Source organism: Microbacterium sp. dk485, from assembly GCF_004570445.1.
GTDB lineage: Bacteria > Actinomycetota > Actinomycetes > Actinomycetales > Microbacteriaceae > Microbacterium > Microbacterium wangchenii.
On the sequence record NZ_SPQW01000001.1, the window covers coordinates 576970 to 598091 of the forward strand.

At 70.8% G+C, this 21122-nt stretch carries 23 protein-coding genes; 7 read left to right on the forward strand and 16 right to left on the reverse strand.

Annotated features, from left to right (window positions below; genetic code table 11):
- Positions 1–23: 23 nt before the first annotated feature.
- The 9 genes from E4V99_RS02690 to iolC all read right to left on the reverse strand — a co-directional run bounded on the left by E4V99_RS02690 (position 24) and on the right by iolC (position 10756).
- Positions 24–1481, reverse strand: coding sequence for a sugar porter family MFS transporter (locus E4V99_RS02690; RefSeq protein ID WP_135063651.1), 1458 nt, complete (start codon positions 1479–1481; stop codon positions 24–26).
- Positions 1482–1562: 81 nt separating this feature from the next.
- Entirely contained in the window at positions 1563–2435 is an 873-nt protein-coding gene (locus E4V99_RS02695; RefSeq protein ID WP_135116359.1) for a sugar phosphate isomerase/epimerase family protein, read from the reverse strand.
- Between the two features lie 16 nt (positions 2436–2451).
- Entirely contained in the window at positions 2452–3465 is a 1014-nt protein-coding gene (locus E4V99_RS02700) for a Gfo/Idh/MocA family oxidoreductase (RefSeq protein WP_135116360.1), read from the reverse strand.
- Positions 3466–3484: 19 nt separating this feature from the next.
- Complete coding sequence (locus tag E4V99_RS02705; protein WP_135063645.1) at positions 3485–4435, reverse strand: sugar phosphate isomerase/epimerase; 951 nt, start codon at positions 4433–4435, stop codon at positions 3485–3487.
- Positions 4436–4469: 34 nt separating this feature from the next.
- A complete protein-coding gene (iolD, locus tag E4V99_RS02710) occupies positions 4470–6383 on the reverse strand; it encodes a 3D-(3,5/4)-trihydroxycyclohexane-1,2-dione acylhydrolase (decyclizing) (RefSeq protein WP_135116361.1) in 1914 nt (637 codons plus the stop codon).
- On the reverse strand, positions 6383–7297 hold the full coding sequence (gene iolB / locus E4V99_RS02715; protein WP_135116362.1) for a 5-deoxy-glucuronate isomerase: 915 nt from the start codon (positions 7295–7297) through the stop codon (positions 6383–6385). Before iolB ends, iolD begins: the two co-directional genes overlap by 1 nt.
- A gap of 19 nt (positions 7298–7316) precedes the next feature.
- Positions 7317–8882: a CoA-acylating methylmalonate-semialdehyde dehydrogenase gene (locus E4V99_RS02720; RefSeq protein ID WP_135116363.1), complete on the reverse strand. Its 1566-nt coding sequence runs from the start codon at positions 8880–8882 to the stop codon at positions 7317–7319.
- Positions 8883–8900: 18 nt separating this feature from the next.
- Positions 8901–9800, reverse strand: coding sequence for a deoxyribose-phosphate aldolase (locus E4V99_RS02725; protein WP_135063639.1), 900 nt, complete (start codon positions 9798–9800; stop codon positions 8901–8903).
- A complete protein-coding gene (gene iolC, locus E4V99_RS02730; RefSeq protein ID WP_135063637.1) occupies positions 9800–10756 on the reverse strand; it encodes a 5-dehydro-2-deoxygluconokinase in 957 nt (318 codons plus the stop codon). Before iolC ends, E4V99_RS02725 begins: the two co-directional genes overlap by 1 nt.
- Before the next feature lie 169 nt (positions 10757–10925).
- Between iolC and E4V99_RS02735 the strand changes: the two genes are divergently transcribed.
- From E4V99_RS02735 to E4V99_RS02745, 3 genes are all read left to right on the forward strand, one after another.
- On the forward strand, positions 10926–11684 hold the full coding sequence (locus tag E4V99_RS02735; protein WP_135063635.1) for a GntR family transcriptional regulator: 759 nt from the start codon (positions 10926–10928) through the stop codon (positions 11682–11684).
- Positions 11685–11798: 114 nt separating this feature from the next.
- Positions 11799–12569 (forward strand): alpha/beta hydrolase, encoded by a 771-nt coding sequence (locus E4V99_RS02740; protein ID WP_135063633.1) that lies wholly within the window; start codon positions 11799–11801, stop codon positions 12567–12569.
- Entirely contained in the window at positions 12566–13240 is a 675-nt protein-coding gene (locus E4V99_RS02745) for an alpha/beta hydrolase (protein ID WP_240742805.1), read from the forward strand. The genes E4V99_RS02740 and E4V99_RS02745 overlap by 4 nt, the downstream gene beginning before the upstream one ends.
- On the opposite strand, the gene E4V99_RS02750 is transcribed toward E4V99_RS02745, so the two are convergent.
- The 5 genes from E4V99_RS02750 to E4V99_RS02765 all read right to left on the reverse strand — a co-directional run bounded on the left by E4V99_RS02750 (position 13226) and on the right by E4V99_RS02765 (position 16225).
- Positions 13226–13588, reverse strand: coding sequence for a hypothetical protein (locus tag E4V99_RS02750; protein WP_135063631.1), 363 nt, complete (start codon positions 13586–13588; stop codon positions 13226–13228). The two genes, E4V99_RS02745 and E4V99_RS02750, sit on opposite strands and share 15 nt — an antisense overlap.
- A gap of 146 nt (positions 13589–13734) precedes the next feature.
- The gene (locus E4V99_RS02755) at positions 13735–14298 is read right to left on the reverse strand and encodes a hypothetical protein (RefSeq protein ID WP_135116364.1); all 564 of its coding nucleotides are present in this window, start codon (positions 14296–14298) and stop codon (positions 13735–13737) included.
- Between the two features lie 19 nt (positions 14299–14317).
- Positions 14318–15463 carry a zinc-dependent alcohol dehydrogenase gene (locus E4V99_RS02760; protein ID WP_135063627.1) on the reverse strand — a complete coding sequence of 382 codons (1146 nt, stop codon included), beginning with the start codon at positions 15461–15463 and terminating at the stop codon, positions 14318–14320.
- A gap of 42 nt (positions 15464–15505) precedes the next feature.
- Entirely contained in the window at positions 15506–15637 is a 132-nt protein-coding gene (locus tag E4V99_RS18680; RefSeq protein WP_261799192.1) for a hypothetical protein, read from the reverse strand.
- A gap of 120 nt (positions 15638–15757) precedes the next feature.
- Positions 15758–16225 (reverse strand): MarR family transcriptional regulator, encoded by a 468-nt coding sequence (locus tag E4V99_RS02765; protein WP_135116365.1) that lies wholly within the window; start codon positions 16223–16225, stop codon positions 15758–15760.
- A 100-nt stretch (positions 16226–16325) separates the two neighbouring features.
- On the opposite strand from E4V99_RS02765, the gene E4V99_RS02770 reads away from it, so the two are divergent.
- The 4 genes from E4V99_RS02770 to E4V99_RS02785 all read left to right on the forward strand — a co-directional run bounded on the left by E4V99_RS02770 (position 16326) and on the right by E4V99_RS02785 (position 19066).
- Complete coding sequence (locus E4V99_RS02770; protein WP_135063623.1) at positions 16326–16646, forward strand: hypothetical protein; 321 nt, start codon at positions 16326–16328, stop codon at positions 16644–16646.
- Positions 16647–16725: 79 nt separating this feature from the next.
- On the forward strand, positions 16726–17226 hold the full coding sequence (locus tag E4V99_RS02775) for an SRPBCC family protein (RefSeq protein ID WP_135063621.1): 501 nt from the start codon (positions 16726–16728) through the stop codon (positions 17224–17226).
- Positions 17223–18674, forward strand: coding sequence for an NAD(P)/FAD-dependent oxidoreductase (locus E4V99_RS02780; protein ID WP_135063619.1), 1452 nt, complete (start codon positions 17223–17225; stop codon positions 18672–18674). The genes E4V99_RS02775 and E4V99_RS02780 overlap by 4 nt, the downstream gene beginning before the upstream one ends.
- Positions 18675–18763: 89 nt before the next feature.
- Entirely contained in the window at positions 18764–19066 is a 303-nt protein-coding gene (locus E4V99_RS02785) for a hypothetical protein (protein ID WP_135063617.1), read from the forward strand.
- 11 nt (positions 19067–19077) lie between these two features.
- Here E4V99_RS02785 and E4V99_RS02790 read toward each other — a convergent pair whose 3' ends face one another.
- Positions 19078–20160 carry an ABC transporter permease gene (locus E4V99_RS02790; protein WP_135063615.1) on the reverse strand — a complete coding sequence of 361 codons (1083 nt, stop codon included), beginning with the start codon at positions 20158–20160 and terminating at the stop codon, positions 19078–19080.
- Complete coding sequence (locus E4V99_RS02795) at positions 20157–21116, reverse strand: ABC transporter ATP-binding protein (protein WP_135116366.1); 960 nt, start codon at positions 21114–21116, stop codon at positions 20157–20159. Before E4V99_RS02795 ends, E4V99_RS02790 begins: the two co-directional genes overlap by 4 nt.
- Positions 21117–21122 lie beyond the last annotated feature (6 nt).

Sequence of the window (21122 nt, forward strand, 5' to 3'; positions counted from 1 at the left end):
GCGGTTCTGTCCTGTGCGCGGGGTCAGGCGCGGACGCGGCCCTTGACCGTGTAGATGGCACCGGTCGTCACGTCCTCCTCGAGGGCCTCGAGCGTGCGCCCGCGGGTCTCGGGGATGAACCGCCACACGAACAGGAGAGCCAGCGCGCCCACCACGGCGAACAGGAAGAAGGTGCCGGTGATGCCCACCGCATCCACGAGGGAGAGGAAGTACAGCGACAGGAACCCGTTGGTGATCCACAGCATGAACACCGAGACGCCCATGCCGAGGCCCCGCATGTGCAGCGGGAAGATCTCCGACAGGTAGACCCACACCGCGACGTTCAGGAAGGTCTGCATCGAGCCGACGAACACGATGACCAGGAACAGGATCACGAACGGGCGGATGGGGTTCCCCACCTGCAGGGTCATCGAGGCGATGCCGATCAGCAGGTGGCTGACGGTGGTCAGCGAGAACCCGATGATGAAGGTCTTGCGGCGGTCCAGGCGGTCCATCATGGCCAGCGCGATGAAGGCACCGACGACCGCGATGACGCCGGGGGCGACGTTGGCGATGAGGGCGGCGCTCTCGTCGAAGCCCGACTCGATGAGCACCGTCTGACCGAAGTACATGATCGAGTTGATGCCGGTGAGCTGCTGAGCGATGCCCAGGCCGATGCCGATGAGGAGGATGCGCAGGAGGTTCCGGTTGCTGAACACCGCACGCCAGCCGAGCTGGCCGGCTTCCTTCTCCTCTTCGGTGACCTTCGTCAGGTCGCCGAGCTCGGCGATCGCGCGGTCTTCCGAGCGCACGGTCTTCAGGACGGCGAGCGCCTCGTCGTTGCGCCCCTTCTCCACGAGCCAGCGCGGCGACTCGGGCACCCGCAGCATCCCGATGAACAGGGCGACGGCCGGCAGCGCGCAGATGGCGAACATGATGCGCCACACGCCTTCGATGTGGTCGAGGGTGTTGCCGATGATGGCGTTGATGACGAAGGCGGCCAGCTGCCCGACGACGATCATGAGCTCGTTGCGTCCCGCGAGCGAGCCGCGGATCTCGTACGGCGCGATCTCGGCGAGGAAGACCGGCACGACGGTGGATGCGCCGCCCACGGCGAGTCCCAGGAGCACGCGGCCGAGGACCAGGACCCCCAGGTTCGGGGCGACGACGACGAACACGGTGCCGACGAAGAACAGCACGGCCAGGAGGATGATCGTCTTGCGCCGGCCCCATCCGTCCGACAGACGCCCGCACGTGACGGCGCCGATCGCGGCGGCGAAGATGAGCGAGGACGTCGCGACCCCCTCCGTGAAGGGGTTCAGGCCGAGCTCTTCCGCCATCGGCCGCAGCGCGCCGTTGATCACGCCGGTGTCGTAGCCGAACAGCAGACCGCCGAACGTGGCGATCAGCGCGACGACACCGAGGCGCTTCCGGTGGGGACCGGACCCCAGCGGGGGGAGTTTCGACTCCGACAGACCGCCGGCGGTATGGGAAGTAGCCATCAGGGACTCCTTTGTCGGGTTCGCGGGCGGGGGCCCGCTGTTCACCATTGGGGGTATCGTGCCAGATGTCCGTATGTCCTGTCAAACATACATTATGAGTTCCCGCAGCCGCGACAGCTGGAAATGCGCGGATTCGTCGGCGTTCTCGTCCTCGGCGAACACGTTCGAGACGATGAGCGCGTCCTCGCGGTCGAGGTAGCCGATCGCGCGGAGCGTGCCGAACAGCTCCTCCCAGTCGACGTCGCCGTCGCCGATGTCGAGGTGCTGGTGCACGCGGGCGGTGTTGCCGGGCGGGTTGGAGATGTAGCGCAGGCCGTGCGAGCGGCGGTGGTCGAACGAGTCGGCCGCATACACCGCGCCCAGCCGGTCGCCCACCATCGGCAGGAGCGTGGCCGCGCGGTCGCCGTAGTGGAAGGTGTGCGCCGCGACGTAGACGAATCCGACCCGGTCGCTGTTCAGGCCCCGGAGGATGCGCCAGGCCTCCAGCCCGTCCTCGACGAAGTCGTCGGGGTGCGGGTCGAAGTTGAGCGTCACGCCCTCGCGCTCGAGCACCGGGAGGAGCTGCTCCATCGAGCGGTAGAAGGCGTATTCCGACTCCTCCGCGCGCTCGGGGCGGCCGGAGAACTCCGTGTTCACGATGGGCGCCTCCAGCTCCGCGGCGATCCGGATGTACCGGGTGGTGTGGAACACCGCCGCCTGCCATTGGTGCTCCTCCGGCCCGCCGAAGCGCTGCACCGGGAGCACCGAGGTGATCGTCACGCCGGCATCGCGCGCGCGCTTCTTCAGGGCGGCGATCATGGCGGAGTCGACCTTCGGGTGGTGGAAGTGGCGGCCGAAGTCGGGGCTCGGGGTGAGCTGGACGTACTCGTAGCCGAGCCGCGCGACCAGGTCGGGGAACTCCAGCAGCGGCACCGTGTCGTTGTAGGGCGTCGGATCGAGGGCGATGCGGACCATGGGAACTCCTCCCGGATCAGGCGTAGAAGGCGGGGCGGGCAGGGGCTTCGACGGGGACGATGCCGCCCTCGAGCGCGCGGACGCCGGCCTCGCACGCGAGTGCGACGAGATACCCGTCCCACGCGTTGGGGCCGTCGACGAGGGTGCCCTCGTGCACGGCGTTGACCCATCGCTGGATCTGCGCGTCGTAGGCCGCGGCGAAGCGGGTCGTGAAGCTCATGTGATCGGCGATCGAGAACGAGCCCTCGCGCCACGCCTGCAGCCCTGCGGGCTGGCCGATGCGGGCGAGGCCCTTCTCGAACACCGCCTCGGTGGCCACCTGGTAGCCGAACTGCGCGCTGACGTTCATCTCCACGTCCACGAGCACGCCGTTCTCCAGCTCCATCAGGACGAGGATCGGCTCGCGCAGGTGCTCGGGCGAAAGGCTGTTGCGCCGCGGATGCTTCACCTCGACGCTGCGGATGGGGGAGCCCGCGAGCCACGGCACGACGTCGAACTCGTGCACGACCGAGTCGGTGATGAGCATCGACTGCGTGTAGCTCTCGGGCACCGACGGGTTGCGGTGCGCACAGCGCAGCATCAGAAGTTCGCCGGACTCCCCCGACTGCACGAGCGCGCGGAGCGCGGCGTACTCGGCGTCGAAGCGGCGCATGAAGCCGACCTGGATGTGCGGGCGGTCCAGCTGCTGCTCCCGCTCGAGCACCTGCCACGACGACGCGGAGTCGGGGGTGAGCGGCTTCTCGCACAGGATCGGCAGCTTCGCCTCGAGTGCCGGCATGAGGACGGGCTCGTGGAAGGGCCCGGGCACGGCGATGAGCACGGCATCCACTGCGCCCGCGGCGATGGCGTCCTCGATGCGGGCGAAGGCCGCCGCGCCCGGCGCGTTCGCCGCGGCCGCCGCGGCGCGCCCCGCATCGGGCTCGACGACGGCGGAGACGACGGCGCCGGAGATGCGGTGGGTGATGCGGGCGATGTGGTCGGCGCCCATCTGGCCGGCGCCGACGACGCCGATGCGGAGATCGTTGGTCATGGAGTTGCCTTCCGGGAGGTCAGTGGACGCGGGCGAAGTGCGTGCAGCCGAAGATGTGCTCGCGCGTGCGCTGGGCGATGGGGAACGGGCGGTCGACGTCGCAGCCGTACATGTCCTGCTCGACGATGGCGAAGATGTCGGAGTCGATGGCGGCGACGGCCTCGATGATGGGGGCGAGATCGGGCACGCCGTACGGCGGCTCGATCATGATCCCCTGGGCCACCGCCTCCGCGAACGGCACATCGTTCTTCAGCACGTCGAACAGCAGCGAGGTGTCCACCTGCTTCAGGTGCAGATAGCCGATGCGGTCCGGCCGCTCCTGGATGAGCTTGACGTTGTCGCCGCCGTAGTACGCGAAGTGGCCGGTGTCCAGGCACAGGTTGGTGTACCGCGGGTCGGTCTCGTCGAGGAACCGCACGACCTCGCGCGTCGTGCCGACGTGGCTGTCGGCGTGGGAGTGGAACTGCTGCGCGACGCCGAACTCCTCCAGGAGGGCCTTCCCGAGCCGGTCGTGGCCGGCGGCGAGCTTGGCCCACTGCTCGTCGGTGAGGGTGCGGGATTCGAGCACCTCGCTCGTCGCGTCGCTGCGCCACAGGTCGGGGATGACCACGAGGTGCTGCGCGCCGAGCTGGGAGGCGAGACCGGCGACGGCGAGGGCCTGGTCCCACGCGCGCTGCCACTGGTCCTCGCCCTTGTGGAATCCGGTGAACACGGTGCCGGCCGAGAGCTTCAGCCCGCGCGCGCCGAGCTCGTCCTCGAGCTGGTGGGGGTCGGTGGGCAGGTACCCGTACGGGCCCAGCTCGATCCACGTGTAGCCCGCGGCGACGACCTCGTCGAGGAACCGCTGCCACGGCACCTGCTTCGGGTCGTCGGGGAACCATACGCCCCAGGAGTCCGGCGCGGTGCCGATGCGCAGGCCTGCGCCGGAGTTCACGACGATGTCGGCGTCGGCGGGGATGGTGTCGGTCATGGTGTTCTCCGGTGCAAGGGGGTGGTCGGGGTGATCAGCCGAGGAGGGGCTTCTGGGCGGCCTGCTGCGCGACGTATTCCTCGCGCGCGTGCCGGGTGGATTCGAGCGTGGACACTTCGGCCACGGGCACGTCCCACCAGCCCTCGCCCTCGGGGGCGTAGACGAGCGGGTCGCTGTTGATGTGGATGAGGGTCGCGCGCTCGGAGGCCTTCGCCGTGGCCATCGCGGCTCTGAGGTCGTCGAGAGCCGAGGCGCCGGGCTCGATCTCGAGAACGTCCATGCCGTAGCTGCGGGCGTTCATCGCGAGATCGACGGGGAGGATGTCCTCGCCCTGGAAGTTCTTCGCCGCCGGGTCGTACTCGCGGTACAGCGTGCCGAAACGCTCGGAGCCGACCGTCTCGGAGAGGTGTCCGATGGAGGCGTAGCCGTGGTTCTGGATGAGGACGACGATGAGCTTGATCCCCTCGGCGACGGCGGTGACCAGCTCGGTGTTGAGCATGAGGTACGAGCCGTCGCCGACCATCACGATGACGTCGCGGTCATCGCCGTCGGCCATCAGTCCGCGCTTGGCACCGAGACCGCCGGCGATCTCGTACCCCATGCACGAGAACGCGTACTCCACGTGGTAGCCGAGCGGATCGCGCACGCGCCACAGCTTGTGCAGGTCGCCGGGGAGCGAGCCGGCCGCCTGCACGACGACGTCCTCCGGGGCGCTGGCGGACTGGACCGCGCCGATGATCTCGGGCTGACCCGGCAGGGCGCGACCGGTGGGGGCGAACGCCTCGTCGACGAGCGCGTCCCATCCGGCCTTCTCCCGGGCGATGCGCTCGGCGTGCTCCGCCGGGACCGCGTAGCCCTCGAGGGCCGCGGCGAGGGCGGTCAGCGCCTCGCGGGCGTCGGCGATGACGGGCAGCTGCGTGCCGTGCTTGTACGCGTCGAAACTGGCGACGTTGATGTTGACGAAGACGACGTCGGGGTTCTGGAACGCCGTGCGCGAGGCCGTCGTGAAGTCGCTGTAGCGCGTGCCGATGCCGATGACGACGTCGGCGCCCGCGGCGAGGCGGTTGGCGGCGAGCGTGCCCGTCGCGCCGACGCCGCCGAGGTTCTGCGGGTGGTCCCACACGAGGGAGCCGCCGCCGGCCTGCGAGGTGCCGACCGGGATGCCGGTGGCCTCGACGAGCGCGCGGAGCTGGTCCTCCGCACCGGAGTACAGCACGCCACCGCCGGCGACGATGAAGGGTGCGCGGGCGGCGCGGATCGCGGCCACCGCGCGGGCCAGCGGCGCACGCTCCGGAACCGGGCGGCGGATGTGCCACTCCCGGTCCTGCAGGAACTCCACGGGCACGTCGATCGCCTCGGCCTGGACGTCTTCAGGGAGGGCGATCGTGACGGCGCCGGTCTCCACCGGGTCGGTGAGGACCCGCAGAGCGGCCAGCGCGATGGAGTAGAGCTGCTCGGGCCGCTGCACGCGGTCGAAGAACCGCGACAGCGGCCGGAAGGCGTCGTTGACGGTCAGGCCGATGTCCCACGGCTGCTCGAGCTGCTGCAGCACGGGGTCTGCCACGCGCGTGGCGAACGTGTCGCTGGGCAGCAGGAGTGCGGGGAGGCGGTTGGTCGTGGCCAGCGCCGCGGCGGTGAGCATGTTGGCGGCGCCGGGGCCCACGGATGCCGCGGAGGCGAGCGTCGCGCGGCGCCGGTGCATGCGCGCGTAGCCGACGGCCTGGTGCACCATGGCCTGCTCGTTGCGGGCCTGGTAGTACGGCATCAGGTCGGGCTCGTCGACATTGGCCTGCTTGAGCGCCTGGCCGATGCCGGCCACGTTGCCGTGGCCGAAGATCCCGATCATGCCGGGGATGGTCCGTTCCCGGATGTCGCCGTCGACGGTCCATTGGTGACCGAGGAACTCCACGAGCGCCTGGCTGACCGTCATCCGCTTCGTCGCCGCCATCAGTGCTGGCCTTCCGTGTCGTGTCCGAGGGGCAGCCGGGGGTCCATTTTCTGCCCGTTCCAGGTGTCGCGCACCCACGCGTGCGCCGGGTCGTCGCTGATCAGCCACTCCCGCTCCGGATCGGGCCCGGCCATCACGTTGAGGTAGTACAGGTCGTACCCCGGGGCGGCCACGGCGGGGCCGTGATACCCGAAGGGCACGAGCGCGATGTCGCCCGTGCGCACCATCGCGTTGATGTCGATCTCCCCCGCCGGGGAGGAGTAGGTGCTGAACATCCCGAACGCCGCGTCACGGGGAGCCGCCGCATCCGCCACCGGCGCCGCCTCGAAGTAGTAGATCTCCTCCAGGCGCGACTCGGAGCCGGGGACGTGCTCGTCGTGCTTGTGGGGCGGGTAGGACGACCAGTTCTCCGCCGGGGTGAGAACCTCACACACGATCAGGCGTGCGGCGTCGAGGGCCTGGGGCGTGCCGAAGTTGTGCACCTGACGGCTCGACGCGCCCGCCCCGCGCAGTTCGACCGGCGTGGACGCGGCGGGGATGTACTGCCAGGGGCGCGTCTCCGAGGTCGGCGCCTCCGCCACCGCGACACGGCCGGTGCCGGTGATCTCGGCGGTCGTGCCCGTCGGCAGGTACAGCACGTCGGTGGGGCCGGCGAACACCGACGGGCGTCCGTGCAGCCGGGTCTCCTCCTCGCCGGGGTGGTGGTGGTGCGTCACGCGGAACTCGCCCGAGAGGGGGACGATGATGCGCTCGACGCCGCGCTCGGCCAGCGCGACGGCGTCGCCCTCTGCGAGGTCGGCGACGCGGATGCCGGTGTGCTGCCACCCGGGGGTCGCCGCGTCGACGACCGATTCCCAGTCGCCCTGCGCGAGGGAGCCGCGGCGGTGGAACCAGCGCTGGTCCGTCGGGGTCATGTCGTGCTCTCCGTGGGGGTCAGTCGTTCTGGGGGAAGCCGAGGTTGATGCCGCCGTGGTCGGTGTCGTGGCGGGTGGCGGGGTCGATCCAGCGGGCGGTGATCGCCTTCTCGCGCGTGAAGAAGTCGAACCCGTGCACGCCGTACGCCTTCGCGTCGCCGAACAGCGACTGCTTCCATCCGCCGAACGAGTGATACGCGACCGGGACCGGGATGGGCACGTTGATGCCGATCATCCCGACCTGCACCTCGTTCTGGAACCGGCGGGCCGCTCCCCCGTCGTTGGTGAAGATCGCGGTGCCGTTGCCGAACTGGCCGGAGTTGATCAGGGCCACGCCCTCGTCGTAGGACTGCACGCGCACGACCGAGAGCACCGGCCCGAAGATCTCCTCGGTGTACGCACGGGAGGAGGTCGGGATGTCGTCGATCAGGGTCGGTCCGAAGAAGAACCCGTCCTCGTGACCTGCCACGCTCAGGCCCCGGCCGTCCACGACGATCTTCGCGCCGTCGGCCTCCGCGATGTCGACGTAGGAGGCCACCTTGTCGCGGTGCACGTCGGTGATGAGCGGCCCCATGTCCGGCTCGACCCCGTCCACGCCCGCACCGTTGCCGATGCGCAGCGTGCCGATCCGCTCGCTGATCTTCGCGATCAGATCATCGGCGATCGGCTCGACCGCCAGCACGACGCTGATCGCCATGCACCGCTCCCCTGCCGCCCCGTAGCCCGCGTTGACGGCCTGGTCGGCGACGAGGTCGAGGTCGGCGTCGGGGAGGACGAGCATGTGGTTCTTCGCGCCGCCCAGGGCCTGCACGCGCTTGCCGTGCCGGGACGCGGTCTCGTAGATGTACTGCGCGATCGGGGTCGACCCCACGAACGAGATCGACTGCACCACCGGAGACTCCAGCAGTCCGTCCACGGCGAGCTTGTCGCCCTGCAGCACCGTGAACACGCCGTCGGGGAGGCCGGCCTCCTGCCACAGCTTCGCCAGCCAGAGGGCGGCCGACGGGTCCTTCTCGCTGGGCTTGAGCACGACGGCGTTCCCGGCGGCGATCGCGACGGGGAAGAACCACATCGGCACCATCGCGGGGAAGTTGAACGGGCTGATGATGCCCACGACGCCCAGCGGCTGCTTCAGGGAGTACACGTCGATCCCGGTCGAGGCGTTCTCGCTGAAGGCGCCCTTGATCAGGTGCGGGAACCCGGTCGCCAGCTCCACGACCTCCTGGCCGCGCAGGATCTCGCCCATCGCATCCGAGACGACCTTGCCGTGCTCGGCCGTGATGATCTGCGCCAGCTCACCCTTGCGGGCGTTCAGCAGCTCACGGAACGCGAACATCACCGCCTGCCGCTTCGCGATCGAATACCCGCTCCACAGCTCGTATCCGCGCTGCGCCGACGCCAGCGCCGCATCGATCTCGGTCTGGTCGGCCAGCGCCACCTCGGCCTGCACGGCGCCGGTGGCGGGGTTGTAGACGGGAGCCGTGCGACCGGAGGTCGAGGGGCGCTCGGCGCCGTCGATCCAGTGCGAGAGAACGCGGACGGCGGACTCCAAGTCGTTCGCGGGGGCGGTCTGTGTCGTGCTCATGGGGCTCTTCCTTCGGTGTCAGAGGCTGGGGTGGACGAGGCCGGCGGCGATGTCGACGGCGGCGGCGACGTTCCCGTCGGGCGGATAGAGGAGCGTGCGGCCGACGGTGAGGCCGCGGACGCCGGGGAGGCTCAGCGCGTCCTCCCACGCGGCGAAGGTCTCGTCGGGGTCGACGCCGGAGTCGCCGCCGAGGAGGAGGGTGGGCATGGTCGTGGCGGCCATGACGCGCTCCATGTCGTCGACGACCGGCAGCTTCATCCACGTGTACGCGCTGGATGCGCCCAGGCCCGACGCGATCGCGATGGAGAGGATGACGGCCTCGGGCGACAGGTCGTTCACGATTCGCCCGTCCACCCACCGGCTCAGGAACGGCTCGAGCATGATGGGCAGCTCCGCCGCGGCGGCCTGCGTGACGGCGTCGGCCATCGCGGCGAGGGTGGCGGCGGTGCCGGCGTCGTCGAGGTTGACGCGGATGAGGGTCTTGGCGACGTCGATGCCGGCCTCGACCATGCGCGGCACGTCGTACGCGGTCATCCGGTCGTCCATCTCGAACGACGCCCCGCGCAGGCCTCCGCGGTTCATCGAGCCGACGATGATCTTGTCGTCGAGGAGGCCGAGGGCGGCGAGGTCGTCGATGATGTCGGGGGTGCCCAGCACCCCGTCCACGCCGGGGCGGCTGAGGGCGATCGCGAGCCGGTCGAGCAGCTCGTAGCGGTCGGCCATCGCGACGGGGTTCTGCCCGACGGCGAGCGCGCCGCGGGCGGGGTGATCGGCGGCCACGATGAACAGGCGCCCGTCTCCGCGCAGCAGCTCGCGACGGCGGCGGCTCGCGAGCGTGTCGCGGATCGTCCGCGGTGACGACGCGCGCACGTCACGGAGGCGCTCGAACGCCTCGGGTGCCAGGAACCGCGGACCCATCAGCGCTCTCCCCCCTCGATCAGCGCGACGACCTCGTCGTGCGTGGGCATGGCGGTGGAGCACTCCAGCCGGGATGCCACGATGGCACCGGCGACGTTGGCGAAACGCAGCACGCGCTCCAGGTCCCACCCTTCGAGCAGTCCGTGGCACAGGGCTCCGCCGAACGCGTCGCCGGCGCCGAGGCCGTTGACGACGTCGACGGGGTACGGGGGCACCTCGACCGTCTCGCTCCGGGTCTTGGCGAGCACGCCCCGAGGGCCCTGCTTGACGATCGCGAGCTCGACACCTCGGTCCAGAAGGGCGTCGGCCGCGCGCGAGGGCTCGGTCTCGCCCACGGCGATCTCGCACTCCTCGCGGTTGCCGACGGCGACCGTGGCGAATTCGAGCGCGTGCGACACGTGTGCGCGTGCGTCGGGCGGATCGGCCCAGAACATGGGGCGGTAGTCGAGGTCGAAGATCGTGCGTCCCTCGGTGCGCGCCTGCAGCGCGGCCACGTGCGCCGCTCGGCTGGGCTCCTGCGTGAGACCGGTGGCGGTGAACCACAGGATCTTCGCCATCCGCACGGCGTCGAGGTCCAGCTCGGCCGCCTCGAGGGTGAGGTCGGGCGCCTTGGGCTCGCGGTAGAAGTAGAGCGGGAAATCGTCGGGCGGGAAGATCTCGCAGAAGGTCACCGGCGTCTGCAGCGTGGGGTCGACCCGTACGTACCGGTTGTCCACGCCCAGGCGGTCGAGCTCGCGCAGCAGATAGCGGCCGAACGGATCATCGCCGACGCCCGAGACGAGCGCGGTGCGGTGGCCGTACCGCGCCGAGGCGACGGAGACGTTGGCGGCACTGCCGCCGAGGTACTTGCCGAAGGTCTCGACGTCCTCGAGGCCCACGCCGGACTGCAGCGGGTACACGTCGACGCCGAGCCGGCCGAAGGCGAGCACATCGAAGGGGGCAGGGGTTTCGGTCATACTCCGCTGTACAACTCTCCGCGGGCCGGCAACCGGATCCGCATCGTCGGAATGTTTGTCCTGACAATAGCACAAGGGAGCGCCATCGCAACCCCCATCGCCGCCGGGGAGGACATGGACGCGCCCATGTACGATTGTCGCGTCAATAGACGGAGCATGGGGGTTCTGTATGGCCGACGACGTGGTGCAGTTGGACGAGCTGCTGGCGACCCTGGACCGCACGGGCCCTGTGCCCCTCTACTTCCAGGTCTCCTCGGCGATCGAGCGCGCCATCCGCTCGGGCGACATCGCCCCCGGTGCGCGCCTGGAGAACGAGATCGCGATCGCCCAGCGGCTGGGCCTGTCCCGTCCGACCATCCGGCGCGCGATGGAGGAACTGGTCGACAAGGGCCTGCTCGTGCGCCGCCGCGGCATCGGGACGCAGGTCGTGCAGGGCCAGGTCACCCGCCAGGTGGAGCTGACGAGCCTGTACGAAGACCTGCAGAGCTCGCACCATGCGCCCGGGACGCGCGTGCTCGAGCACGAGATCCGCCCCGCCGACGCGGCCACCGCCGCCGCCCTGAGCGTGCCCGCCGGCTCCGACGTCGTGTATCTCCGCCGTCAGCGCTCCACCGACGGGGTGCCCGTGGCGGTCCTGGTGAACTATCTGCCGCCCGATTTCGCCGACATCACGACCGAACAGCTCGAGGCCAAGGGCCTCTACCAGATCATGCGCGCCCGCGGCGTGACCATCCGCGTCGCCAACCAGCGCATCGGCGCCCGGCGCGCCCAGGGCGACGAGGGCGAGCTCCTCGACATCGACAAGGGCGGGCCTGTGCTGACGATGGAGCGTGTCGCGTACGACGCCTCCGGGCGCGCCGTGGAGTTCGGACACCACTGCTACCGGCCCGACATGTACAGCTTCGAGACCACCCTCGTCGCCAAGTAGCGGCCGATCGGCGGCAGCCGCCATAGCGGCACGACGTCCACCCGTCCAGTGTGCGGACTCATCCAGGTGCGACGGCTAGCGTGACCCCATGCCCGACACCTTCCGCCGCACCCGATGACCTCCGAGCGCACGACCTGGCGCGCGGATCAGGGCCGCCTCGCCTTCCGCGTCCACGCGAACCCCGCGCAGGCGACGAACCGCCCGCCCGTGGTGCTCGTGCACGGCATCGGGATGTCGCACCGCTACTTCTCGCGACTGCAGGACGTGCTCGGCGAAGGCCACGCGGTGTTCAGCGTCGATCTGCCCGGGTTCGGGGGCCTGCCCAAACCGGGCACCGACGTCGACATCCCGACCATGGCCGCCGCGCTGGCCGGCGTCGTCGCCGGGCTGGGGGTGGGCCCGTGCGTGCTCGTCGGTCACTCGATGGGCGCCCAGTGGGTCGTCGAGCTGGCGGCGCAGCGGCCCGACCTGGTCTCGCACGCCGTGGTCATCGGGCCGGTCTCCGACTCCGAGCACCGCTCGGTGGCGGCGCAGTCGCTCGCGCTCGGGCTGGACTGCCTGGGCGAGCCGCCCCTGGCCAACGCGATCGTGTTCACCGACTACGTGCGGTGCGGCATCCCGTGGTACCTGACTCAGGTGCGCCACATGATCGCCTACCCGATCGAGGAGCGCGTGGCCGATCTGCGCGTGCCGCTGCTCGTGCTCCGCGGAGAGCGCGATCCGATCGCCGGGATGCGGTGGTGCCGGATGCTGCGCGACCGGGCCGGCGAGGGCGACTTGGCCGTCATCCCCGGCAGCCGCCACGTCGCGCAGTTCTCCCGTCCCCGCGCCGTCGCCGACGCGATCACGACCTACGCGGGCGCCGTGGCGGGTCTCAGCCGGTGATCGGGCGCGCCGCCCGCGACGCGGCATGGTGGGTCGCCGACTATGCGTACGCCGCGACGTGGCAGGCGCGCGCCTTCCTCAATCGCACCGATCCCGCGACGTTCCGCTCCGGATCCGAGGTGGCACTGGTGCTCCTGCCCGGCGTCTACGAGACGTGGAAATTCCTGCAGCCCCTCGCCTCCGCTCTGCACGAGCGCGGGCACCCGATCCACATCGTCGACCTGCTGCAGCGCAATCGCCGGCCCGTCACCGAGATGGCCGTGCACGTGACCCGGTACCTCGACGATCACGATCTGACCGACGTGGTGCTCGTCGCCCACAGCAAGGGCGGCCTCGTCGGCAAACAGGTCATGATCGGCGAGGCCGGCTCCCGCGTGCGCGGGATGGTCGCGGTGGCGACCCCCTTCGGTGGATCGCGCTATGCGCGCATGATGCTCTCGCCCACGCTGCGCAGCTTCTCCCCCCGCGATCGCACGATCGTCGCGCTCGCGCAGCAGCTCGAGGTGAATGCGCGGATCACGTCGGTCTACGGGGCGTTCGACCCGCACATCCCGGAGGGGAGCAAGCTGCCGGGCGGGCGCAACGTGCAGCTGGAGACCGGCGGCCACTTCCGCATCCTCGCGCACCCGCGCGTGATCGCCGAGGTGGAACGGATGTCAGCTGCTGCCTGACGGACGCCGCTCGCTCTCGGCCTCGCGGTCGTGCTGCGCCGACTTCTCCTGCAGGAACCGGCACAGGTCGGCCGCGCGCTGCAACTCAGCGCTGAGCTCGTCGAGCTGGTCGGGGGCGATGACGCTGTCGTGCGGACGCGCCTGCAGCGTGATCTCCCAGTGGTAGTCGCCCGGAGCGATCGGCTGCATGAACATCTCCGTGGTGGCGTTGACGAGCCGGACGATGACGAGCCCCGTGTCCCGGCCGTCGCTGCCGTCCTGCAACGCCACGTGAGCGTGGATCTCGTGTCCCTCGGCGCGGAACTCGTCCAACCAGTCCTGCAGCACTGCCTGTGTGCGGTAGGGCATGTCGTGTGGCCTTTCTCAACGGCTCGCCAGACCCCGTAAGGCGATGTCCGATGTGATTTTCGCACGTCCGCACCCGTGCTCGAGACCACGCCCGATCGCGCACCTCAGCCGCCGAGACACCGCCTGCAGCGCGGCGGCGCGGGGCGTCAGCGACGGACGAAGACGCGCCGCAGCATGCGCACCACGATCCAGCCGCCCAGCACCCACGGACCGGCCACGAGGATCGGGTCGATCCACGCGTGCCGCAGGTCGACGCGTCCGCGTCGCGACGCGATGGGGCGCAGGCGCGGCTCGGCGAGGATGCCGGTCGCGGTGATCGGGTTGTCCGGACGCAGCGTGAACAGCGACCGAACGTGCGCGCCGAAGGCCTCCACGCGGTCGCCGAGGACGAGGAGCAGCCAGTGCGCGGCGCGGCCCTCGCTGTAGCGCGCGTAGGCGTACCGTCGGATCGCGCCGGAGACGCCGTGCAGGGGCTGCGCCGTTCCGTACACCGCGGTCAGGTGCGCGTGCTCGATCGACCGTTCCCGCCGGGGGTCATCCCCCTGCCGCTCGGGCTCGGTCCAATGGGCGCCGGTAGCGCCGGGATCGAAACACTCCTTGGGAAAAGACGGCCGGTCGGCGGGGTCGAGGTCGGCGCCCCATCCCGGGATGCGCGCACGCAGTTCGTCGGCGCTGGGAGGGGTGATGGGTTTGTCAGGTGTGTAGGGCATGAATCCTCCGTCGCGGTTCTCACGCGCCCGGCACGATGACCGGCTTGATGCAGTCATCGAGCTTGGACGAGAACATGTGGTATCCCTCGGCGATCGCGTCGAGGGGGATGCGGTGGGTGATCATGTCGCCGGGCGTGATCCGCCCGGCCTGGATGTGCTCGAACAGACGCGGCCACTGTCGCTTCACCGGTGCCTGGTTCATCCTCAGGGTCAGCCCCTTGTTCAGAGCGTCGCCGAACTTCACCGCACTGAACAGCGGCCCATAGGCGCCCATCACGGAGATGTTGCCGCCCTTGCGCACGGAGTCGATCGCCCAGTTCAGGGCGACGGGCGACCCGCCCTGGAGCTTCAGCTTGGCCGAGGTGATGTGCTGCGTGAGGTGGCCGTCGGCCTCCGCGCCGACCGCGTCGATCGCGACATCGGCCCCCAGGTGGCCGGTGAGCTTCTTCAGCAGCACCACGACGTCGTCATGGCGGGCGAAGTTGTGGGTCTCGGCGAACGCGAACTCGCGCGCCTTCGCCAGGCGGTAGTCGAGGTGGTCGATCACGATGACGCGCCCCGCACCCATGAGCCACGACGACCGCGCTGCCGCGAGCCCCACGGGACCGGCGCCGAACACCACGACGGTGTCGCCCTCGGCGATGTCGCCCAGCTGCGCACCGAAGTACCCCGTCGTGAAGGCGTCGGTGAGCATGAGCGCGTCGTCATCGCTCATCCACTCCGGGATGATGGTCGGCCCGACGTCGGCGAAGGGCACGCGCACCAGTTCGGCCTGACCTCCGTCGAAACCGCCGGCGGTGTGGGAGTACCCGTAGATACCGCCGAGGGCGGTGGCGTTGGCGTTGACGTTGTGACAGTTGGAGTAGAGCCCTCGCGCGCAGAAGAAGCACGTGCCGCAGAAGATGTTGAACGGCACCATGACGCGGTCGCCGGGCTGGAGCGTCTGCACCGACGAGCCGACCGCCTCGACGCGTCCGATGAACTCGTGTCCGAAGGTGTGGCCGATCCGGGTGTCGGGGATCATGCCGTGGTACAGGTGCAGATCCGATCCGCAGATCGCCGCCAGTTCCACGCGCACGATGGCGTCATTGGGGTGCTCGATCCGCGGATCGGGCTTCTCTTCGACCCGCACTTTGTACGGGCCGCGGTACACCATCGCCTTCACAGGCTCCTCCTCCTGCCCGCCGGAACGGTCGGGCGCGGTACGTCAGGGACGATCGTCGGCAGCGGTGTCGTCGCCGTCGTCATGCGCGTCGAGCTCGCCGGACTTCTCCGTGATCTCGTCGTCGCCGACGTCGCCTTCGGCCTGGCTGGGCTTGTCGGGCAGGGAATCGCTCATGTCGCTCTCCTCCGTTCGCGGCACCGCCGATGCGGCGCCACCACTCCACCTCATCGCGTCGGCCACGATCACCGAAGGGGGTTGACCCGGACGACTCGGATGAAGAGGATGCTCTGCTGGTCAGCCGGTGGCGTCGTCGATGAGCGCCTCGAGGAGGGTGGCCAGCCGCTCGGCCTCACCTGCGCCCGACGCGGCGAGCGCCCGCTCGAACGCGGCGTCGAACCGCGTGAGCGAGGACCAGGGCTCGGCGGACAGGTCGACGGTCACGGTGAGCCGGTTGACGCGACGGTCATGGGGGTCCACCTCACGACGCACCGCCCCGCGCTGCTCGAGGCGGTCGACGAGAGCCGTGACGCCGGCGGAGGTGATCCCGAGGTACTGCCGCAACGAGGTGGGCCTGGCCCGGGGGTGGCTGGCGATGAACAGCAGCGCCCGCGCGTCGAGCTCGTTGACGCCCAGCTCCTGACGTGCCTGGGTCAGCGACGCCTGGCGCGCCTCGACATAGCGAAGCAGGGCCCGGCCCAGGGCCGACGGCTCGCCGACGCCGGCATCACCCGCTCCATCGTCGTGGTCGCTGTCCGAAGCCATGCGGGAAGACTACCGAGGTAGGCCCACTATTACGAAATGCTATCTAAATATTCTAGATATCTATACACTGATGGGTGGGGAACAACCGAAGGAGCTCGCAATGGGCCATCTGTACTACGGCGGCTCATTCGAGCCCATCGACATGTCCGACCGCCTGCTCGCGCACGTCAAGGTCGTCATCGCGACGAAGTTGCGCCGGGGGGAGAGCTTCACCGTGTCGTGGCGCCACCCCGAGCAGGGGCGCTCCACGATCTGGCTCCACCCCGCCATCGAGCTGCGGTTCGTGTTCGCCTCACCCGAGCCCGAGATGCTCGACAGCGCGCTTCTGCAGCGCTTCGCGAACGAGGCGGCCACGGCCGCGGGACTCGTGCTCGACCTGTCCGACGCATCCCTGTCCTCTCCCGTTCCCGAGGGCGGCTGACACCCTCTCCCGCCCAGCGCAACCCTCTCCGCCGGTTCGGCGGGTCCGGATAGCGTGACGACACGGAGAAGGGGGACGGATGTCTCGGAACACACGAGTACTGCGCTGCAGCCCGGAGGACGTCTTCCGGGTGCTCGAAGACGGCTGGCTCTTCCCCGCATGGGTCGTGGGAGCCTCGCGCATGCGTGAGGTCGGCGAAGACTGGCCGCACAAGGGCAGCCGCCTGCATCACTCCTTCGGCACGTGGCCGATGCTGCTGGACGACGCCACCGAGGTGCTCGACTACGACCCGCCGCGCCGGTTCGTGCTCAAGGCCCGCGGATGGCCGATCGGCGAAGCCCGCGTGACGATCCACGTGAAGCCGCACCCCGACGGCGCGCTCGTGCGCATCCAGGAGGAGGCGGTGGCCGGTCCGGGCGCGCTCATCCCCGCACCGATCCTCGACGTGCCTCTGCAGCTGCGCAATCACGAGACGCTGCACCGGCTGGCCTACCTGGCCGAGGGGATGGCGGAGCGGACCGCGGACACCACCGCCCACGAGGAGGACTCGTCCACGCGCGAGGACTCCGACGCGCGATGACCGCCCTCGACGCGGTCGTCGTCGGCTCCGGCCCCAACGGGCTCGCCGCCGCCGTGACGCTCGCCCGCGCGGGGCTGTCGGTGCGCGTCTACGAGCGGGCCGATCACATCGGTGGGGGCTCCGCGTCGGCGGAGTTGACCCTGCCGGGGTTCGTCCACGACATCTGCTCGGCGGTGCATCCGCTGGCCTTCGAGTCGCGCTTCTTCCGCGAGTTCGGGCTGACCCGCCGCGTGGACTTCGTCGTGCCCGACGCCTCGTACGCGCAGCCGCTGGACGGCGGCACGGCGGCGGTGGCCTACCGCGACCTCGAACGCACCGCGCAGACCCTCGGCCGCGACGGCGACGCCTATGTGCGCCTCATGCGCCCGCTCGCCGAACGCGCGAGCGAGGTCGCGGACTTCACCGGCGGGGCGCTGCTGCGCGTGCCGCGGCATCCGCTGGCTGCCATCGTCCTCGGCCTCCGCGCGCTCGAGCAGGGCACGCCCGCGTGGAACGCGCGCTTCGCCGAGGACGCCGCGCCCGCGCTCATCACCGGCGTCGCCGCGCACACGATCCTGTCGCAGCCCAGCCTGGCCGCCGCAGCGGCGGGGATGGTGCTGGCCACCTACGGGCACGCCCTCGGGTGGCCGATCCCGGTGGGCGGCAGCCAGGCGATCGTCGATGCGCTCGCAGCGGACCTGCGTGCCTTCGGCGGCGAGATCGTGACCGGCCACGAGGTGCGCTCGCTCGCCGAGCTCCCGCCGGCACGCGCCGTGATCCTGGACGTCACCCCCGACGCACTGCTCCGCATCGGGGGCGACAGGCTGCCGGGGCGCTATCGCGCTGCGCTGGCGTCGTTCCGCTTCGGCGGAGCCGTCGCGAAGGTGGACTTCGCGCTGTCGGAGCCCGTGCCGTGGGCCGACCCGGCCGTCCGCACCGCCGGGACCGTGCACGTCGGGGGCACCCGCGCCGAGATGGCGACAGCGGAGAACCTCGTCAGTCGCGGGCGGCTGAGCGACCGGCCGTACGTGCTCGTCTCCCAGCCGTCGGTGTTCGATGAGACGCGGGCACCCGCCGGCGCCCACACGCTGTGGACCTACACGCACGTGCCGGCCGGGAGCGACGCCGACCGCGAGGAGGCGGTGATCGGTCAGATCGAGCGCTTCGCACCCGGCTTCCGCGACACCATCCTCGCCAGCCATTCGCGCACCGCGGTGGAGGTGGCGGCGGCCAACCCCAACTATCCCGGCGGTGACATCGCCGCGGGGGCGCCCACCATGTGGCAGCTGCTGCGGCGCCCGACCCTCTCCCCCGATCCGTGGCGCACGCCCGCCCGCGGGGTGTACCTGTGCTCGGCGTCGACCAGTCCCGGGCCCGGCGTGCACGGGCTCGCGGGCTGGCGAGCGGCCCTCAGCGCCCTGCGCCACGAGTTCGGCACCCGTGCGATGCCGGACCTGTCGCCGCGGTGACGGAGTCCGACTTCTCCCGCGCTGTCAAGCCCCTCAGGAGTGTCGGAGGCCGATCGTACGGTGACATCACACCCAGAAAGGACTGTTCGATGACGATCGCAGACAACTGCAGCGCCCCGGCCCACGGCGCTTCGGAGGGTCGAGTCGTGCTGGTCCCGATCGGCGCCGAGGACTGGCTCATCCACGACACCCACTACCCCGAGAACGACGCACGCCGGCTCGTCGCGTGCGTGCGCGAACGCGGCCTCGACCACATCGACGTGCTGTGGCTGCAGGGCAAGGGGCTGCCGTCGCGCTTCCCGCGCATCCAGGACGCCCTGGATGCCGCCACCCGCGCCGTCACGAGCCGTTCGTCGCGGCTGTGGTCGCGCGCGGAGGCCGGGCGGAGCTGACGCCGCCGCCCTCAGGCGATGCGCGTGCCCGGTGGCAGCGTGCGCGCCGGCGTTCGCGTCCGCTGCCAGCCCCACGCGAGGAGACCCGCGGTGATCGCGAGCTGGACGGCGAGCCCCACGAACCAGCTCGGCGCCGTGCCCGCCATCTGCTCGCTGGGCAGCGGCCCGCCCTGCTGCCACATCGCCGTATCGCAGTAATCGGTGCGCACGTCGGTCTCCGGGGCGATCTGGGCCGAGCGCACGGCCCAGGAGATCTGGCCGAACAGGTCCTGCGGGTACCCGTCCGGTGACAGGTTGGTCGGCGTCGCATCCGCCAGCACGACGAAGGGGTTCGCCGCGAGGATCCACCACACGTGGTCGGTGCGCGGCACTTCGCGCGTGTAGGACTGCCATGAGGAGCATCCGCTGAGCGGCTCCTCCACGCAGCCGTACTCCTGCGGGTCCTCTCCCGGCCCGCACGGCGGGCCGGCGTCGGCGTAGTAGCGCTCCGTCACGGTCACCTCCACGGAGGAGGTGACCGCGCCCAGGCCGAACGCGATGAGCGTGCCCACCGTGAGGGCCGCGACCACGAGGTAGGTGGTGGCGACCGAGAACAGCGGGCGGGCGATGACCGCGCTCAGCCCCACGCCGATGCCCGCCACGACACCCACTTCCAGGACGAGGATCGCCAGGGACGTACCGATGGTCGCCGGCTCCATGTCGCCGGCGAGGGTGGCGACGACGAGGAACGGCAGGGCCACGGCGAGGAACGCCAGCCCAGCGATCCACGCCGCCAGGAACTTCCCCAGCACGATCTCCCCCGTCGTGGCGAGGGTCACCTGCATCGGCGCGAGCGTCGCGGCATCCCGGTCCCCGTTGACGCTGTTGCCGCTGAGGGTGGGCGAGACCAGCAGGACCAGCAGCAGCACGAGGAAGATCTGCAGCGAGAAGAGCCATCCGCCGCTGCCGGCCGTCAGCGCGGCGGCCGCGACGGCCAGGCCCGTCACGATCAGCAGGATGAGCGCGAACACGCCCAGGAGCACGTACCACGCGACCGAGCGGAGGCGCTGCGTCAGCTCGAGGCGGATGAGGGCGCCCAGCCGCGACAGGTTCATTCGGCGCCTCCCCGCAGGTCGAGGAACGTATGCTCCAGGTCGCCGGTGGCCGGCGCGAACTCGGTGACGTCCAGCCCCGCGCCGATGAGGGCCTGCAGTGCCCGAGCCGCCTCGGCGTCGGAGGCGAACGGGGCCAGCACGTCGCGCCGGTCGACCGAGAGGTCTTCGGGCGCGCGCCCGAGCGCCGCCGCCACGCGCGCGCGGTCGTCGGCATCGGGCGGCGACGCGGGCGCGGCATCCGTCGATGGGAGGAGCCGGATGCGCCATGCCCGGCCGCGCCCGGCGGCCTGTGCCACCCGGTCCGCGGCCACCGTCCGGCCCTCGACGAGGAACACCGCATCGTCGACGACTTCCTCCAGCTCTGACAGCACGTGACTGGAGAGCAGGATCGTCCGGCCGTCGACGGCCAGGCGGCGCAGGAGCAGGCGCAGTTCGATGCGCGCCTGCGGATCCAGGCCCGATGCGGGTTCGTCCAGCAGCAGGATGCGCGGGTCGTGGACGAGGGCGCGCGCGAGGGCGAGGCGCTGCTTCTGCCCGCGCGAGAGCACGCGGGCCGGCGAATCGGCGAGGTGCCCGAGGCCGACGTCGTCCAGCAGCATCTCTGCCCGCTCCCGGGCGGCCGTGCTGGGCAGGTCGTACAAGCGGCCGGTGACCACGAGCGTCTCCCGGACGGTCAGGGTCGGCCACGCGCCGAGCGTGTCGGGCATCCACCCCAGGAGTGCGCGGGCCCGCGCCGGTTCGGTCACCGGGTCCACGCCGTCGAGGCGGATGCTGCCGGCGTCGGGGGCGAGGAGAGAGGCGAGCAGGAGCAGCAGCGTGGTCTTGCCCGAGCCGTTGGGTCCGACCAGCCCCGTGACGCGGCCCGGCTCCGCACGGAGAGTGACGTCGCGCACCGCCTCGACGCGGCCGAACGACCGCCGGACGTTCTCGACGGCGATCCCCCCGGACGCTGACATGGGCAC

Coding starts and splice junctions, on each gene's coding strand:
- E4V99_RS02690 (WP_135063651.1), bottom strand. CDS start 1,481: ATGGCTACTTCCCATACCGCCGGCGGTCTGTCGGAGTCGAAACTCCCC.
- E4V99_RS02695 (WP_135116359.1), bottom strand. CDS start 2,435: ATGGTCCGCATCGCCCTCGATCCGACGCCCTACAACGACACGGTGCCG.
- E4V99_RS02700 (WP_135116360.1), bottom strand. CDS start 3,465: ATGACCAACGATCTCCGCATCGGCGTCGTCGGCGCCGGCCAGATGGGC.
- E4V99_RS02705 (WP_135063645.1), bottom strand. CDS start 4,435: ATGACCGACACCATCCCCGCCGACGCCGACATCGTCGTGAACTCCGGC.
- iolD (WP_135116361.1), bottom strand. CDS start 6,383: ATGGCGGCGACGAAGCGGATGACGGTCAGCCAGGCGCTCGTGGAGTTC.
- iolB (WP_135116362.1), bottom strand. CDS start 7,297: ATGACCCCGACGGACCAGCGCTGGTTCCACCGCCGCGGCTCCCTCGCG.
- E4V99_RS02720 (WP_135116363.1), bottom strand. CDS start 8,882: ATGAGCACGACACAGACCGCCCCCGCGAACGACTTGGAGTCCGCCGTC.
- E4V99_RS02725 (WP_135063639.1), bottom strand. CDS start 9,800: ATGGGTCCGCGGTTCCTGGCACCCGAGGCGTTCGAGCGCCTCCGTGAC.
- iolC (WP_135063637.1), bottom strand. CDS start 10,756: ATGACCGAAACCCCTGCCCCCTTCGATGTGCTCGCCTTCGGCCGGCTC.
- E4V99_RS02735 (WP_135063635.1), top strand. CDS start 10,926: ATGGCCGACGACGTGGTGCAGTTGGACGAGCTGCTGGCGACCCTGGAC.
- E4V99_RS02740 (WP_135063633.1), top strand. CDS start 11,799: ATGACCTCCGAGCGCACGACCTGGCGCGCGGATCAGGGCCGCCTCGCC.
- E4V99_RS02750 (WP_135063631.1), bottom strand. CDS start 13,588: ATGCCCTACCGCACACAGGCAGTGCTGCAGGACTGGTTGGACGAGTTC.
- E4V99_RS02755 (WP_135116364.1), bottom strand. CDS start 14,298: ATGCCCTACACACCTGACAAACCCATCACCCCTCCCAGCGCCGACGAA.
- E4V99_RS18680 (WP_261799192.1), bottom strand. CDS start 15,637: ATGAGCGATTCCCTGCCCGACAAGCCCAGCCAGGCCGAAGGCGACGTC.
- E4V99_RS02765 (WP_135116365.1), bottom strand. CDS start 16,225: ATGGCTTCGGACAGCGACCACGACGATGGAGCGGGTGATGCCGGCGTC.
- E4V99_RS02770 (WP_135063623.1), top strand. CDS start 16,326: ATGGGCCATCTGTACTACGGCGGCTCATTCGAGCCCATCGACATGTCC.
- E4V99_RS02775 (WP_135063621.1), top strand. CDS start 16,726: ATGTCTCGGAACACACGAGTACTGCGCTGCAGCCCGGAGGACGTCTTC.
- E4V99_RS02780 (WP_135063619.1), top strand. CDS start 17,223: ATGACCGCCCTCGACGCGGTCGTCGTCGGCTCCGGCCCCAACGGGCTC.
- E4V99_RS02785 (WP_135063617.1), top strand. CDS start 18,764: ATGACGATCGCAGACAACTGCAGCGCCCCGGCCCACGGCGCTTCGGAG.
- E4V99_RS02790 (WP_135063615.1), bottom strand. CDS start 20,160: ATGAACCTGTCGCGGCTGGGCGCCCTCATCCGCCTCGAGCTGACGCAG.
- E4V99_RS02795 (WP_135116366.1), bottom strand. CDS start 21,116: ATGTCAGCGTCCGGGGGGATCGCCGTCGAGAACGTCCGGCGGTCGTTC.